The organism is Desulforadius tongensis (assembly GCF_016907915.1).
Taxonomy (GTDB): domain Bacteria; phylum Bacillota; class Desulfotomaculia; order Desulfotomaculales; family Desulfohalotomaculaceae; genus Desulforadius; species Desulforadius tongensis.
Window position 1 is genome coordinate 60,905 of sequence record NZ_JAFBCW010000010.1, and the last position, 14,120, is coordinate 75,024.

At 48.2% G+C, this 14,120-nt stretch carries 14 protein-coding genes and 2 other annotated features; all 14 genes read left to right on the forward strand.

What is annotated here, in order from left to right:
• The first annotated feature begins 202 nt into the window (after nt 1-202).
• Nucleotides 203-1,096 (forward strand): putative sporulation protein YtxC, encoded by an 894-nt coding sequence (ytxC, locus tag JOC37_RS05670; protein WP_204616991.1) that lies wholly within the window; start codon nt 203-205, stop codon nt 1,094-1,096.
• A gap of 73 nt (nt 1,097-1,169) precedes the next feature.
• Nucleotides 1,170-1,409, forward strand: a binding site (T-box leader).
• Nucleotides 1,410-1,476: 67 nt separating this feature from the next.
• Nucleotides 1,477-3,381: a threonine--tRNA ligase gene (thrS, locus tag JOC37_RS05675; protein ID WP_204616993.1), complete on the forward strand. Its 1,905-nt coding sequence runs from the start codon at nt 1,477-1,479 to the stop codon at nt 3,379-3,381.
• Nucleotides 3,382-3,438: 57 nt separating this feature from the next.
• Nucleotides 3,439-3,580, forward strand: a sequence feature (ribosomal protein L20 leader region).
• Nucleotides 3,581-3,659: 79 nt separating this feature from the next.
• The gene (infC, locus tag JOC37_RS05680) at nt 3,660-4,127 is read left to right on the forward strand and encodes a translation initiation factor IF-3 (protein WP_420797280.1); all 468 of its coding nucleotides are present in this window, start codon (nt 3,660-3,662) and stop codon (nt 4,125-4,127) included.
• 17 nt (nt 4,128-4,144) lie between these two features.
• On the forward strand, nt 4,145-4,336 hold the full coding sequence (gene rpmI, locus JOC37_RS05685; RefSeq protein WP_204616994.1) for a 50S ribosomal protein L35: 192 nt from the start codon (nt 4,145-4,147) through the stop codon (nt 4,334-4,336).
• Between the two features lie 32 nt (nt 4,337-4,368).
• On the forward strand, nt 4,369-4,725 hold the full coding sequence (rplT, locus tag JOC37_RS05690; RefSeq protein ID WP_204616995.1) for a 50S ribosomal protein L20: 357 nt from the start codon (nt 4,369-4,371) through the stop codon (nt 4,723-4,725).
• 89 nt (nt 4,726-4,814) lie between these two features.
• The gene (locus JOC37_RS05695; RefSeq protein ID WP_204616997.1) at nt 4,815-5,468 is read left to right on the forward strand and encodes a potassium channel family protein; all 654 of its coding nucleotides are present in this window, start codon (nt 4,815-4,817) and stop codon (nt 5,466-5,468) included.
• Between the two features lie 18 nt (nt 5,469-5,486).
• Nucleotides 5,487-6,290 (forward strand): TrmH family RNA methyltransferase, encoded by an 804-nt coding sequence (locus JOC37_RS05700; protein WP_204616998.1) that lies wholly within the window; start codon nt 5,487-5,489, stop codon nt 6,288-6,290.
• Nucleotides 6,291-6,435: 145 nt separating this feature from the next.
• The gene (locus JOC37_RS05705) at nt 6,436-7,350 is read left to right on the forward strand and encodes a metal ABC transporter substrate-binding protein (protein WP_204617000.1); all 915 of its coding nucleotides are present in this window, start codon (nt 6,436-6,438) and stop codon (nt 7,348-7,350) included.
• A gap of 112 nt (nt 7,351-7,462) precedes the next feature.
• Nucleotides 7,463-7,555, forward strand: coding sequence for a YqzL family protein (locus JOC37_RS05710; RefSeq protein WP_204617002.1), 93 nt, complete (start codon nt 7,463-7,465; stop codon nt 7,553-7,555).
• Nucleotides 7,556-7,822: 267 nt separating this feature from the next.
• Nucleotides 7,823-8,845: a phenylalanine--tRNA ligase subunit alpha gene (pheS, locus tag JOC37_RS05715; RefSeq protein ID WP_204617004.1), complete on the forward strand. Its 1,023-nt coding sequence runs from the start codon at nt 7,823-7,825 to the stop codon at nt 8,843-8,845.
• A 29-nt stretch (nt 8,846-8,874) separates the two neighbouring features.
• A complete protein-coding gene (gene pheT / locus JOC37_RS05720; protein WP_204617006.1) occupies nt 8,875-11,295 on the forward strand; it encodes a phenylalanine--tRNA ligase subunit beta in 2,421 nt (806 codons plus the stop codon).
• 79 nt (nt 11,296-11,374) lie between these two features.
• Nucleotides 11,375-11,650 carry a cell division protein ZapA gene (locus tag JOC37_RS05725; protein WP_204617007.1) on the forward strand — a complete coding sequence of 92 codons (276 nt, stop codon included), beginning with the start codon at nt 11,375-11,377 and terminating at the stop codon, nt 11,648-11,650.
• A 151-nt stretch (nt 11,651-11,801) separates the two neighbouring features.
• Nucleotides 11,802-13,511, forward strand: a complete 1,710-nt coding sequence (gene polX, locus JOC37_RS05730; RefSeq protein WP_204617009.1) for a DNA polymerase/3'-5' exonuclease PolX — start codon at nt 11,802-11,804, stop codon at nt 13,509-13,511.
• Complete coding sequence (locus JOC37_RS05735) at nt 13,511-14,113, forward strand: DNA-3-methyladenine glycosylase (protein WP_204617038.1); 603 nt, start codon at nt 13,511-13,513, stop codon at nt 14,111-14,113. Before polX ends, JOC37_RS05735 begins: the two co-directional genes overlap by 1 nt.
• Nucleotides 14,114-14,120: the final 7 nt, after the last annotated feature.

Here is a 14,120-nt window from a genome sequence, read left to right on the forward strand (position 1 = left end):
TTACAAAGCATATGCGTATATATCTAATCTTAGATAAACAAAATTAATGCAAATGATTTATGGATATATATAAACAATATGGCTTTTACCTTATTATTTACAAGGGATAGCGGAAACTTTTTCAGCTTATACTTTAAAAAAGGACTGCAAATTTAAAAATTTTAAAACATATACTGTAGAGAACAGAAAGGGGTGAGCGGTATTGAGCCCAAGCATTTCTATAGGCGCTTTAAAACATATAGATTTGATTAAATCTCATTTGAACCGCAATTTTCGCAGCTTGGAAAATAAAGGTTTGAAATTGGAAATAAAAGAGCTGCCCATGGGTAAATACACTTTTTTATCCTGTGATGTGGGAAACTGCAGTCAAAACGCCGGGAACCAGGGTTATCAAATTTTTAAGAACTATGTGGCCAATGTGGTTTCTGATGTTATTTTAAACAAATGGGAAAATTATATTATTTATGATATTATTCGTGAAAATTATTATTACTTTAATGAAGATGAAAAAAATAAAATATTTCAGTATGCCCGGCAGCGGGTAAATGAAAAGGATATTAATGCCGGTTTCAACAGCCATCTGCTGTATAAACGCCGCAATCAAGTATATCAACAGCTGAAAGATTATTTATCCCAGAACAATGAACTGGTGATAGAAGGATTCATTCAATTCAGGTTAAAAGATTATATATCTTTTTTAAGAGAAGTAATAGATTCTGCTGTGGATGAATTTTTAATGGAAAGGGAATATGAGGAATTTATTCAAATACTGAGGTACTTTGTAGAGATACAGGAACCGAAGGTAGATTTGGCCCATGTACTGGTAAAACCCGATGGTGCTTATAAACTTTATAATGAAAATAAAGAAAGAATTAACAATGATTATCTGGAGGATTTTATTTTCACAATAAATAAAGAAATTAATTACGAAGATTTACTGGTCAGTGCATTAATTTCTATTTCTCCACGGAAAATAGTATTTCACGGTGATGAAAAATATACCCCTAAAAATACTTTAAAAACCATTAAAGATGTTTTTGTGGGCCGGGTTGAGGTATGCAAAGGCTGCCATTGGTGCCGCTCGCGTACAAAATAAAGTTTAAGCCGGCGATGCAAGTTGACAGGGGAACAGTGGTTCAATATAATATATTGGAAAAATAAAAATCTATTTAAAAACTATGAAAAGGACGAGTAAACTGCATCATCCTCCCAGAGAGAAGATGCCCTGGCTGAAAGCATCTTCGGTGCCGGTGCAGTTGAAAACCACCTTTGAGTTGCTGATTGAAAGCCTGGCATGGTGAGTAGATTGAGCCGGGGGCAGCCGTTACCTGCCGTTAAAGTTGGGCAGAAGGATGTTTTTTCTTTTCTGTCAAACAGGGTGGAACCGCGGCAGCAAAACCGTCCCTGATTTTTCAGGGATGGTTTTTATTTTTAAAATTTACGTTGCTGGTGGCAACTTAGAAAGGAGATCCATGAATGATTACTGTAACTCTTAAAGACGGTTCCCAGCGTTCCTACCAGCGGGGAACCACTGTAGCCGGGGTGGCTAAAGATATCAGTGCCGGTTTGGCCCGGGCGGCACTGGCCGGTAAAGTAAATGGTAAACTGGTGGATTTAAGCTGCCCCATCAATGAAGACGTAAACTTGGAAATCCTTACTTTTAACGATGAAGAGGGCCGGGAGGTATACCGCCACAGTACTGCCCACGTACTGGCCCAGGCGGTACAAAGACTTTTCCCCGGCACCAAGCTGGCCATTGGCCCGGCCATTAAAGACGGTTTTTACTACGACTTTGATTCGGAGCACAAATTTACGCCGGAGGATTTGGAAAAAATTGAGGCCGAAATGAACAAGATTATTAAAGAAGATTTACCCTTTACCAGGTTTGAACTGTCCAGGGAAGAGGCGATAAAAAAATTTAAAGAACAGGGTGAAAAATACAAAGTAGAACTGATTAAAGATTTGCCGGAAGATGCCGTAATTTCCTGCTACAGTCAGGGTGATTGGGTGGACCTTTGTGCCGGGCCTCATGTTCCTTCTACCGGCAGGCTGAAATCGGTAAAACTCACCGGGCTGGCCGGTGCCTACTGGCGGGGCGATGAAAAGAATAAAATGCTGCAGCGTATATACGGAACTTCATTTCCCAAGAAATCCATGCTGGATGAATACCTGCAGCGGCTGGAAGAGGCAAAACGCCGTGACCACCGCAAACTGGGGAAGGAATTGGACCTGTTCAGCATTCAGGAGGAAGGCCCCGGCTTCCCGTTCTTCCACCCCAAGGGAATGATTATTAGAAACGAATTGGAAAACTTCTGGCGGGTGGAGCATAAAAAGCACGGCTATCAAGAAGTACGTACTCCCATTATTCTGAACCGGGCGCTGTGGGAACAATCCGGTCACTGGGAGCATTACCAGGAGAACATGTACTTTACCCGCATTGATGATGCCGATTACGCTATTAAACCGATGAACTGCCCGGGCAGTATGCTGGTATACAAGACTAAAATACACAGTTACCGGGAACTGCCCATTCGGATGGGTGAACTGGGATTGGTGCACAGGCACGAGCTTTCCGGCGCGCTGCACGGGTTGATGAGGGTGCGCTGTTTTACCCAGGATGATGCGCATATTTTTATGCTGCCGTCCCAGGTAAAACAGGAAATTATGGGTGTAATTGATTTGTTTGACTATTTTTATGGAGTATTTAATTTACCCTATCATGTGGAGCTTTCTACCAAGCCTGAAAAAGCCATGGGTTCCGATGAAATTTGGGAACTGGCAACCAATGCCCTGAAAGAAGCATTGGAGGAAAGGGGAATAGAGTATAAAATAAATGAAGGTGACGGTGCCTTTTACGGTCCCAAAATTGACTTTCACCTGGAGGACAGTATTGGCAGAACCTGGCAGTGCGGCACCATTCAACTGGATTTCCTAATGCCCGAAAAGTTTGATCTCACCTATGTGGGAGAAGATGGTCAAAAGCACCGGCCGGTAATGATTCACCGGGTGGTATTCGGCAGTATAGAAAGATTTATCGCCATTTTGACGGAACATTATGCCGGGGCCTTTCCCACCTGGCTGGCACCGGTGCAGGTACGGGTGATCCCCATCACCGACCGGCATATTGAATATGCCCGGCAGCTGGCAGAGCGCCTGGAAAACAAGAATATCAGGGTGGAAGTAGATGCCAGAAATGAAAAAATGAATTATAAAATCCGGGAGGCGCAAAATCAAAAAATTCCGTATATGCTGGTGGTGGGAGATAAGGAAATAGAGCAGAACAGTGTGGCGGTACGCCAGCGCGGAAAGGGAGATATTGGCGCCATGCCCGTTGATCAGTTTGAGGAAAAAATAATGGCCGAGATTATTTCTAAGGCCTAAAATGTTGACGCCCCTGGTGCTGTGTGTTATAATTCATTTGTTAAATGTTAATAATTAATTATTAAGCAGAAGCCATCCGCTTCTCACCTTACAACGCCTGGGGGCAGTTAGTAAGGTTTGACTAAGGGCAGTTAAAACAGTTGAACTGTTTTGGATGATATAATGGGTGGCTTTGTGCCGCCCATTTTAATTTTTTTCTGTTTAAAAATTTAGGAGGTGACTTTGGTATTAAAGAACTGCGCACTAATGAAGCGATCAGGGCTAAGGAAGTAAGATTGGTGGACAATGAGGGGAATCAGCTGGGCATAGTACCCACCAAAGAAGCCCTGCGCATAGCCGAGGATCGTCAACTGGACCTGGTTGAAGTGGCTCCTCAGGCCAAGCCGCCCGTATGCCGGCTGATGGATTACGGTAAGTACAAGTACGAGCAGAGCAAGAAAGAAAAAGAAGCCAGAAAAAGGCAGCACATTATCAATGTTAAAGAAGTGAAGCTGCGCCCGAACATTGAGGAACATGATTATCAAGTGAAAATGAAAAATGCCCGGCGGTTTCTTAAAGGTGGCGACAAGGTAAAAGCGACAATTATGTTTAGAGGCCGGGAAATAGTGTATGCTCCCAAGGGACAAGAGTTATTAAAACGCATGGCCAATGAGCTTTCAGAGCTCTGTACTATAGAAAGACCCCCCAAGGTTGAGGGTCGCAACATGGTAATGATTTTAGCACCTAAAATGGATAAACAGAACTAGGGAGGAGTGTATTTGTTATGCCGAAGATTAAAACCCACCGTGGTGCTGCCAAGCGGTTTAAACGCACTGGCAAAGGTAAAATAAAACGTTATCATGCTTATAAGAGTCATATTTTAGGTAAAAAATCTGCCAAGCGTAAGCGCAACCTGCGTAAGAGTGCTCTTGTACATGAAGCAGATGCACCAAGGATTGCCAAATTAATTCCGTAATTAAATTACAATGAGGATAGGAGGAGTTAGTTATGCCACGGGCTAAAAGCAGTGTAGTTTCCCGTAGAAGACATAAAAAAATACTTAAACTGGCTAAGGGTTACCGCGGTGCCAAGAGTAAATTGTTCCGCGTTGCCAACCAGCAGGTATTAAAGTCATTAGCATATGCTTACCGCGACCGTAAGGCGCGCAAGCGTGAGTTCCGTAAGCTTTGGATTGCCCGTATTAACGCGGCAGCGCGCATGAACGGCATTAATTACAGCAAATTAATGAATGGCCTGAAGAAGGCCGGGGTGGAAGTAAACCGCAAAATGCTGGCTGACCTGGCAGTTAACGATGCCGAGGCTTTCAATAAGCTGGTTGAAGTGGCCAAGGGTCAATTAAATTAATAGTTTTTAAGTGCAGTATTTTTCCTAATAATTGTTTACACTAAAGCATGGGGCAGTAACCCATGCTTTTTCGCTAGGGGGGAGCGGCTTTGAAAACCTTTGCTGTTATTGGTTTAGGACGTTTTGGCAGCAGCGTGGCTACTACTTTGTACCGCTTGGGTCATGAAGTTTTGGCTGTGGATTCCGACGCCAAAAAAGTAGAAGATATCATAGAAAATGTTACCCACGCGGTGCAGGCTGATGCCAAGGATGAGCATACGCTGCGGGAACTGGGGATTAGGAACTTTGATGTGGTTGTGGTGGCCATTGGGCAGGATATGCAGACTAATATTTTAGTTACCGTGATGCTGAAAGATATGGGCGTGAAAAAAGTGGTGAGCAAAGCGCGCACAGAGCTGCACGGCAAGGTGCTGCAGCGTATAGGTGCGGATAGGGTGGTATTCCCGGAAAGGGACATGGGTGAAAGGGTGGCCAGGGCGCTGGTATCCAAAAACATTATGGAGCAGATTAATCTTTCGCCTGACTACAGCATTGCGGAGTTAATGGCACCCCAGAGTTATGTGGGAAAAACCCTGCAGGAGTTGGCCTTCCGCAAGGAATTGGGTGTGACCATTTTGGCCATCCGGCGGGATAACGATATTATTATTTCTCCCGGTGCTAAAACGGAAATTAAACCCAATGATGTATTGGTGGCCATTGGCCGTTACGAAAAATTAGAAGAAATTGGAGATAAAGAATTATAAACAGGTGTATAATTAGCTATGGAATTGCAAAAAAACAACCCTAGGGTAAAGTACCTGCGCAAATTGTCCCGCAGGCAGTTCCGCCAAAAGGAAAATAAATTTATTATTGAGGGAATCCGGTTTGTAGAAGAACTGCTGGACTCCGGTTGGCCGGTGGAGGCGCTGTTTTATTCTCCCAAATTACATGCTAATGCCAGGGGCGGTGCTCTTATAGCGCGGGCAGAAAGAGAAAAAATAGCCGCCTGGCAGGTGGCTGATAAACTGCTCGCTGAGCTGGCGGATACCGAAAACCCCCAGGGGGTGCTGGCGCTGGTAAATATGCCCCGGTACCGGCTGGAGGATGTTGTGCCCCAAACCCAACCGGCCCTGGTGGTGCTGGTTGATGGAGTGCAGGACCCGGGCAACCTGGGTACCATCATCCGCACTGCCGATGCAGCGGCGGCAACCGGGGTTATTTTACTTAAAGGTACGGTGGACCTGTACAATCCCAAAACCCTGCGCTCCACCATGGGTTCGCTGTTTCACCTGCCGGTGCTGGCGGCGGAGAATGCCGTGGATACCGTTAATTGGCTGCGGAGTAAAGGATTAAAGCTGGTGGTGGGGCAGCCCCAGGGCGGGGCAGCGATAGATAAAGTTGATTTAACCGCCGGCATTGTACTGGTGGTGGGCAGTGAAGCCAGGGGGCCATCTCCGGGAACAATTTCCCTGGCGGATACGATAACAACCATACCCATGCCCGGCAGAGCGGAATCATTAAATGCAGCGGTGGCCTGTGCCATAATGTTATATGAAACTGTCAGGCAGCGGGAAGAAGGTAAGTAAGGCAGATGATACGGTAATTATTGTAAAAGGGCTTGTGTTTATCAAGCCCTTTTATAGTTTGCCCGGTATTAAAAACTTGTCATAATTTTATTTTTATGTTATATAGTTAAATAGGAATAATTACTATTTACAAGGAGGTGCGATAATGCCGGATAAAAAAACGCACTGGATTGTCCTTTGGGCCGTGGTTATTTTAATGCTGGCCCTTGCCGGCTGCACATCTAAAAGTGTTGGTGAAACGGGATCCCGGGGGGAAGATAAAATAAAGGTTTACACCACAATTTATCCCCTTTATGACTTTACCCGGGCCGTTGGGGGTGATAAAGTTGAGGTGGTGAACTTGATTCCCGCCGGGCAGGAACCGCACCACTGGGAACCCACTCCGGCGGTAATGAAAGATTTAGCTAAAGCCGACCTGCTTATTTACAACGGGGCGGGGATGGAAGCCTGGCTGGATAAAATAATTGATGCCTATCCCAACTTAAGAACGGTGGACAGCAGTAAAGGTATAGAATTAATTGCCGGTGACCACCATCATTCCTATGATCCCCATATCTGGCTGGACCCGTTAAATGCCAAACAGCAGGTTAGGAATATACTTGCTGCTCTGGTGGAAGCAGACCCCGGCAGCAGGGATTATTATCAAAAGAATGCCCAAAGTTATTTGGCGGAACTTGATAAGCTGGATCAGGAATACCGGCAGGCCCTGCGGGACGTAAGGGTAAGGAAGTTTATTGTGTCACATGCATCCTTCGGGTACCTGGCCAAGCGATACGGTTTGGAGCAGGTGGCTGTTCGCGGCATGTTTGCGGAGGCGGAACCGGGCCCGAAAACGATGAAAGAAATTGTTGATATAACAAGGAAACTGGGCATTAAACATGTGTTTTACGAGTCGCTGGTGTCCCCGAAGGTTTCCGAAGTAATTGCCCGGGAGGCGGGTGTTGATACCCTCTGCCTTAATCCCCTGGGAGCGTTGACGGAGGAAGAGATGTCAGCCGGCAAAAATTACTTGAGTATTATGAGGGAAAATCTGAATAATTTAAGATTGGCCCTGAGGTAAAGGTTGTTAATTTTGGCACAAATTATCGGCAAACTTCCTTGTGTTTGCGTGTGGCTCTATGGTATAATTGTTTACGGAAGATTCACAAAAAAGAGGAAAGGGTTGTGTGCAAATGTTTTTAACTGCTGACTTCCTGTGGAGGATGTTTGAAACAACCGGATCCGTTAGAGCCTACATGTTATACAAGAAGTTGGTTGTGCATTAAGGTACTTTTGCTGAGCATATAATTAATTTGCTGATTACTGTATACGGAAAGCATCCGGATACATAGGTTGCCGGTGGTTATGCTGGTGTACCGGCAGCGGGTTAACTGCGGACTATAAATCCCGTCCCTGGTTGGGGGCGGATTTTTTTGTATTGGTAGGTGAAACTTTCTGCCGGGATAAACAGTGTAAACTTTTCTAATAGGCAATAATATTGTAAAATGGTTTAGTGTGGAAATGATTGTTGAATTTTTGTAGGAGGTAGGGGCATGGAAGAAAAATTGAGAAACCTTGCCACCGAGGCTAAAGAGGCGGTGGAAAAGGCTGCTACATTAAACGAACTGAGCAACCTGCGGGTAAAGTATTTAGGTAAAAAAGGGCACCTAACCTCAATTTTACGGGGGATGGGCTCTTTATCAGCCGAAGAACGTCCCAGGGTGGGAGCGCTGGCCAATGAGATACGCTCTCAGCTGGAGGTGCTCATTGCTGGTCGTACCCATGAGCTGAAGGAAGCGGAAAGGGAAGAACGGATGGCCCGGGAAACCATTGACGTTACCCTACCCGGTAAACCGTTTTTAATAGGCAAAAAGCACCCGTTAACCAAGGTGCAGGAGGAAATAGAGTCTATTTTTTTAGGTATGGGCTTTAACATTGCTGAAGGGCCGGAAGTGGAGCTGGATTATTACAATTTTGAAGCGCTGAACCTTCCTAAGGATCACCCGGCCCGGGATATGCAGGACACTTTTTTTATCAATCCCGAAGTGCTGCTGCGCACCCATACTTCTCCGGTGCAGGTACGCACCATGGAAAAAACGGTGCCCAACCTGCCGGTAAAAATCATCTGCCCCGGTAAGGTGTACCGCCGGGATGATGATGCCACCCATTCTCCCATGTTTACCCAGGTGGAAGGTCTGGCAGTGGACAAGCGCATTACTTTCAGTGACTTGAAGGGGGTGCTGGCGGTATTTGCCCGGCAGATGTTTGGTGCTGATACCAAAACCAGGTTTCGCCCCAGTTATTTCCCCTTTACCGAACCCAGTGCCGAGGTGGACATTTCCTGTGTAATGTGTAAAGGCGCGGGCTGCCGGGTGTGCAGTTACACCGGTTGGCTGGAAATTCTGGGCTGCGGCATGGTGCACCCCAGGGTGCTGGAAATGTCCGGCTATAACCCGGAAGAAGTGACAGGTTTTGCCTTTGGTATGGGAGTTGAGCGGATTGCCATGCTCAAATACGGTATTGATGACCTGAGGCTGTTTTATGACAATGACCTGCGCTTTTTGGCCCAGTTTTAATAAATACCGTTTCAGGAGGTAATAAGTAAATGAGGGTTTCATATAAATGGCTGCAGGAATATGTGGATGTTAACATTTCACCGCAGGAGCTGGCCGATCGCCTGACCATGGCCGGGGTGGCGGTGGAGAACGTACATTACCTGGGGGAAGGGATAACTAACGTTGTTACCGGCCAAATATTGAAGATTGATCCCCACCCCAATGCCGATAAGCTGGTGATTTGCCAGGTAACCACCGGTGAAGAAGATCGTCTGCAAATTGTTACCGGGGCCACCAACGTGCGGGAAGGGCATAAGATTCCGGTGGCTAAGGTGGGTGCCAAACTGCCCAGCGGCCTGGTAATTAAAAAGGCTAAGCTGCGGGGGGAGGTATCCCAGGGGATGCTCTGTTCCGGTCAGGAATTGGGAATAGATAACGGCCTGCTGCCCCCGGAACAGCAGAACGGAATTATGATTCTGCCGCAGGATACCCCGTTAAACTTGGATATTGTTGAATATTTAGGTCTTGATGATTACATATTGGAATTGGATTTAACCCCCAACCGCGGGGACTGCCTGTCTATGATTGGTGTGGCCAGAGAAGTGGCTGCCCTGCTGGGTGTGGAAATGAAAATGCCGGCAGCACCCCTGGAAGAAGGGGAAGAACGGGTTGAGGAATTGGCGGCAATTGACATTCAGGCTGCTGACCTCTGCCGCCGTTATGTGGGCAGGGTGATAAAGGGGGTTCAAATTGGCCCGTCTCCCTCCTGGATGCAGCAGCGATTGCGGGCTGCCGGCATTCGTCCCATCAATAACATTGTGGATGTTACCAACTATGTGATGCTGGAGTTGGGACAGCCGCTGCATGCCTTTGATTATGACAAGCTGGCCGGCCATCGCATTATTGTACGCCGGGCTAAGGAAAATGAATCCATTAAGACTTTGGACCAACAGGAGCGCCCGTTAAATGAAAACATGCTGGCCATTTGCGATGCCGGGGGGCCGGTGGCGGTGGCCGGTGTGATGGGTGGTTTGGACAGTGAAGTGACCGCTGAGACAGTTAATGTACTGATAGAATCTGCCTATTTTGATCCCGTTAGTGTGCGCCGCACATCCAAGGCGCTGGGGCTGCGCTCGGAATCTTCTGCCCGGTTTGAAAAGGGAATTGATATTGGCGGCTGTGTGCGGGCGGCAGACAGGGCAGCATATTTGATGCAGCAGCTGGCCGGCGGTACGGTGGCCAGGGGGGTTATTGACAGCTATCCTGAGCCGGTGGTGGAAAAGACGGTAAAACTGCGCCCGGCCCGGGTGGAGCATGTGCTGGGCATACCGGTGGAAGAACAAAAGATAGTGGATATTCTCACTGCGCTGCAGTTTAAAGTACAGCGGGAGGGAGAAAACCTGCTGGTGACGGTTCCCACCTTCCGGCCCGATGTCAGTATTGAAGTTGACTTGATAGAAGAAGTAGCCCGGGTATATGGTTACAATCAGGTTCCGGATACCCTTATTTATGGTCCCGCTACCCAGGGCAAACGCAGCGAAAATCAGCAGTTGGTTTATGATATTAGAAACATTTTGGTGGGCTGCGGCCTGACCGAAGTGATTACCTATGGCTTTGTCAGCCCTAAAGTGGCTGATTTGATGAACCTGCCCCAGGACAGTAAGTTTAGAAATGTGCTGGTGCTGCAGAATCCCTTGAGTGAAGAGCAGTCTGTAATGCGTACCGTTTTGGTGCCCAACCTGCTGGAAGTGCTGAAGCGAAACCACAACCGCCAAATTCAAAACGGTGCTATTTTTGAGATCGGACGGGTATTTTATCCCCGGGAAGGGCAGAATTTACCGGAGGAGCGGCTGGTGCTGGCCATGGTATTCTCCGGTTACACAGAAAAATCCTGGAACAGTGAAGCGGAGCCCATGGATTTCTTCTTTGCTAAGGGCGTGGTAGAAAAACTGTTTGCCGGCATTGGGCTGGTGGAGGCTCGGTTTGTGCGTCATACAGATCCCAGTTTCCATCCCGGTCGTACCGCTGCCATTGAAGTAAAGGGTAAAACCATCGGTGTGTTAGGGGAGCTGCACCCCAATGTGCTGGAAAACTACGGACTTCCCCACAGAGCGGTGGCCTGTAAAATAGATCTGTTGGATTTAATAGAAACGGAACTGCAAAAGCCCCGGTACCAGCCGCTGCCCAAGTTTCCAGCGGTGGAGCGTGACCTGGCGGTGGTGGTGAAACAAGAAGTACAAACCCGGGACATGATTGACGTTATAAATAAGGCCGCGGGCAAAATTTTAAAGAGTGTCAGTGTTTTTGACGTTTACCGGGGTGCCCAGGTACAGGAAGGATATAAGAGCCAGGCCTTCTCACTGCTGTTCCAGGCGCCGGACCGTACGCTGACGGACGAAGAAGTGGCCAAGCAAACTGAAAAAATATTCCGGGCCTTAAACAAAGAATTTGCGGCGGAACTGAGGAAATAACCTAAATTTCATCAGTTTTAGGCAGGAATTTACTGTATTATACCGAACTAATACTGAAAATCCGTGGGGAGGGGCTTTAATGGCCAGTGAGGAAACCCGGGTTGAAGTGGAAATATGCGGGGAGTACTACATCCTGAAAGGTAAGGAATCTCCCGAGTATATGCAGATGGTGGCCCAGTATGTAAACCGCAAGATCAAGCAGGTGTCCAGCCGCAATCCCAGACTGTCCGCTGCCAAAGCGGCGGTTTTGGCGGCCATCAACATTGCCGATGAGTTGAGCAAGCTGCAGGAAGACTACGATGATTTGGTGAAGATGATGGATAAGGAAGTGCTGGATTGCGACAAGGATGAATAGTTCAAGGTATAATAACACTCATGAAGCCGGCCGGGGGCGTACTTCATGAGTGTTTCTTTTGGCTAGATCGGTATCCTTCGGGGTACAATTTGATAATAAAGGGTGTATTTCCTGCCATAGCAGTTGAATATGCGGTGAGGAGAGATTTGATGTGAAGAATGTGCAGGTAGCGTGGGTGTTTTACGAAATGGCAGACCTTTTGGAGATTAAAGGGGCTGACTTTTTTAAAATTAGAGCTTACCGCAATGCAGCCAAAGCCATATCCCGGCTGGAAAAACCGGTGGAAGAGCTGGTGCGGCAGGGTTTGCTGAACAAGATTCCCGGTATTGGCAAAGCAATCAGTGCCAAAACGGAGGAAATACTGGAAACAGGTACCTGTAGAGCTTATCAGCAGCTGTTAGAGCAGGTTCCCAGGGGGCTGCTGGAGGTGCGTTTGCTGCCCGGTATCGGTCCTAAAAAGGCCCGCACCCTGTTTCAAGAGTTGGGGATTACTTCGCTGGAGGAGCTGGAAAAAGCAGCCAGAGAGAGGCGGGTTCGAAAACTCCCCGGTATGAGTGCCAAAACCGAATTTGAAATCCTGCGCAGCATCCAGGGTTTAAAGACCGGCCGGAAGGAAATCGTTTTGGGGCTGGCCAGGGATTTGGGCAGTGAACTGGTGGAGTATTTATCAACCCTGCCGGCAGTAAAAAAAGTGGAACTGGGGGGCAGTACCAGGCGCTGGAAAGAAACGGTGTCTGATTTGGATATTATAGCGGCCGCGGAAGATGCGGGGGAAGTACTGTCTGCCCTGGCCAGCCATCCCAGGGTAACGGAAGTGCTGCGGCGGGAGGAAAACCGGATTCAGGTGTTAACCTGGTGGGGGGTGGAGGTGGACTTAACGGTGGTGCCGCCGGAGCAGTTTATCACTGCCTGGCACCGCAGCACCGGCAGCAGAAAGCATTACCAGCATCTCACCAGGTTGGCTGAAAGTAAGGGTTTTAAATTGGATCACCGTGCTTTAATAACTCCCGGCGGCCGGCGGCTTGACGTGCACAGCGAGGCCGATATTTACACTCACCTGGGGTTGGAATATATCCCGCCGGAACTGCGGGAGGATAACGGTGAAATAGAAGCGGCAGAAACAGGAAGTCTGCCCCGGCTGGTGGAATTGGAAGATATAAAGGGGGATCTGCACACCCACACCACCTGGAGTGATGCCGCCGCGTCGCTGGAGGAAATGGCTGCGGGAGCGAAAAAGAAGGGTTACAGCTATATGGCGGTAACTGATCACTCGGGATCATTAAAAATAGCCAACGGCCTCAGTGCGGAGCGGCTGCTGAAGCAGGTTAAAGAAATAGAGAAATTAAATGAACAGCAGCGGGATTTCACCGTGTTAACCGGGGTGGAGTGTGACATACTGGCCGACGGCCGGTTGGATCATCCCGATGACCTGCTGGCCCAGCTGGATGTGGTGGTGGCCTCGGTGCACACCGGCTTTAAGCAGGATAAAGAAACCATGACCAACCGCATCATAGCGGCCATTGAGAATGAACACGTGGATATAATCGGCCATGTCAGCGGCAGGCTTTTGGGGCGCCGGGGCGGGTATGAGCTGGATATGGAAAGAGTGCTGGAGGCGGCGGCAAAATATGATACCGTAATGGAGATTAATTCTTCCCCCGACAGGCTGGATTTAAGTGAAGAAAACGCCAGGCTGGCCAAAGAGCTGGGCGTGAAGGTGGCTATTAACACCGACGCCCACGATCTTAAACGGTTAAATGAAATGGAATACGGTGTGGCGGTGGCCAGGAGAGCCTGGCTTACTCCGGATGATGTGGTAAATACTATGGATGTGGAGGATTTGATGAAGAAATTAAAATGATGGGTAGCAAGTCAGACTTTTTAAAACTGCAGCCCCTGGCCAGAGAATTTTATAACCGGGACACAGTTCAGGTGGCCCGGGAACTGCTGGGCTGCCTGCTGGTACACCACAGCCCGGAGGGGGCTGCCGGCGGGATAATAGTGGAAACCGAAGCCTATACCCAGCATGGTGACCCGGCCTGCCATGCCAGCCGGGGGATGACCCCGCGCAACAGGGTAATGTTCGGCCCTCCCGGCCATGCCTATGTGTACTTTACCTATGGCATACACTACTGCTTTAACGCCGTTACCAATGCCGAAGGCGTGGGGGATGCGGTGCTGATCAGGGCGCTGCAGCCGGAAATAGGTATTCCGCTGATGCAGAAGAGGCGGGGCAGGGAAAGATTAAAGGATTTATGCTCCGGCCCGGCCAAGCTGGTACAGGCCTTGGGAATGTCCGGGGAACATAACGGTGCCGATTTGACAGCCGGCCCGGTGCGCCTGTATCCCGGTTGGGATAGAGTGCCGGAGATAGTTACCACCACCCGCATAGGCATCAGAGAAGGGGCGGAACTGCCGCTGCGTTTTTACATTAAAGACAACCCGTATATATCTAAGAAATAAGGAGGCT

Excerpts from the sequence above, each read along its gene's own strand:
- JOC37_RS05725 (WP_204617007.1), top strand. The coding sequence starts at position 11,375 with ATGGCCAGTGAGGAAACCCGGGTTGAAGTGGAAATATGCGGGGAGTAC.
- thrS (WP_204616993.1), top strand. The coding sequence starts at position 1,477 with ATGATTACTGTAACTCTTAAAGACGGTTCCCAGCGTTCCTACCAGCGG.
- pheS (WP_204617004.1), top strand. The coding sequence starts at position 7,823 with ATGGAAGAAAAATTGAGAAACCTTGCCACCGAGGCTAAAGAGGCGGTG.
- rpmI (WP_204616994.1), top strand. The coding sequence starts at position 4,145 with ATGCCGAAGATTAAAACCCACCGTGGTGCTGCCAAGCGGTTTAAACGC.
- JOC37_RS05735 (WP_204617038.1), top strand. The coding sequence starts at position 13,511 with ATGGGTAGCAAGTCAGACTTTTTAAAACTGCAGCCCCTGGCCAGAGAA.
- pheT (WP_204617006.1), top strand. The coding sequence starts at position 8,875 with ATGAGGGTTTCATATAAATGGCTGCAGGAATATGTGGATGTTAACATT.
- rplT (WP_204616995.1), top strand. The coding sequence starts at position 4,369 with ATGCCACGGGCTAAAAGCAGTGTAGTTTCCCGTAGAAGACATAAAAAA.
- JOC37_RS05710 (WP_204617002.1), top strand. The coding sequence starts at position 7,463 with ATGTTTTTAACTGCTGACTTCCTGTGGAGGATGTTTGAAACAACCGGA.
- JOC37_RS05705 (WP_204617000.1), top strand. The coding sequence starts at position 6,436 with ATGCCGGATAAAAAAACGCACTGGATTGTCCTTTGGGCCGTGGTTATT.
- JOC37_RS05700 (WP_204616998.1), top strand. The coding sequence starts at position 5,487 with ATGGAATTGCAAAAAAACAACCCTAGGGTAAAGTACCTGCGCAAATTG.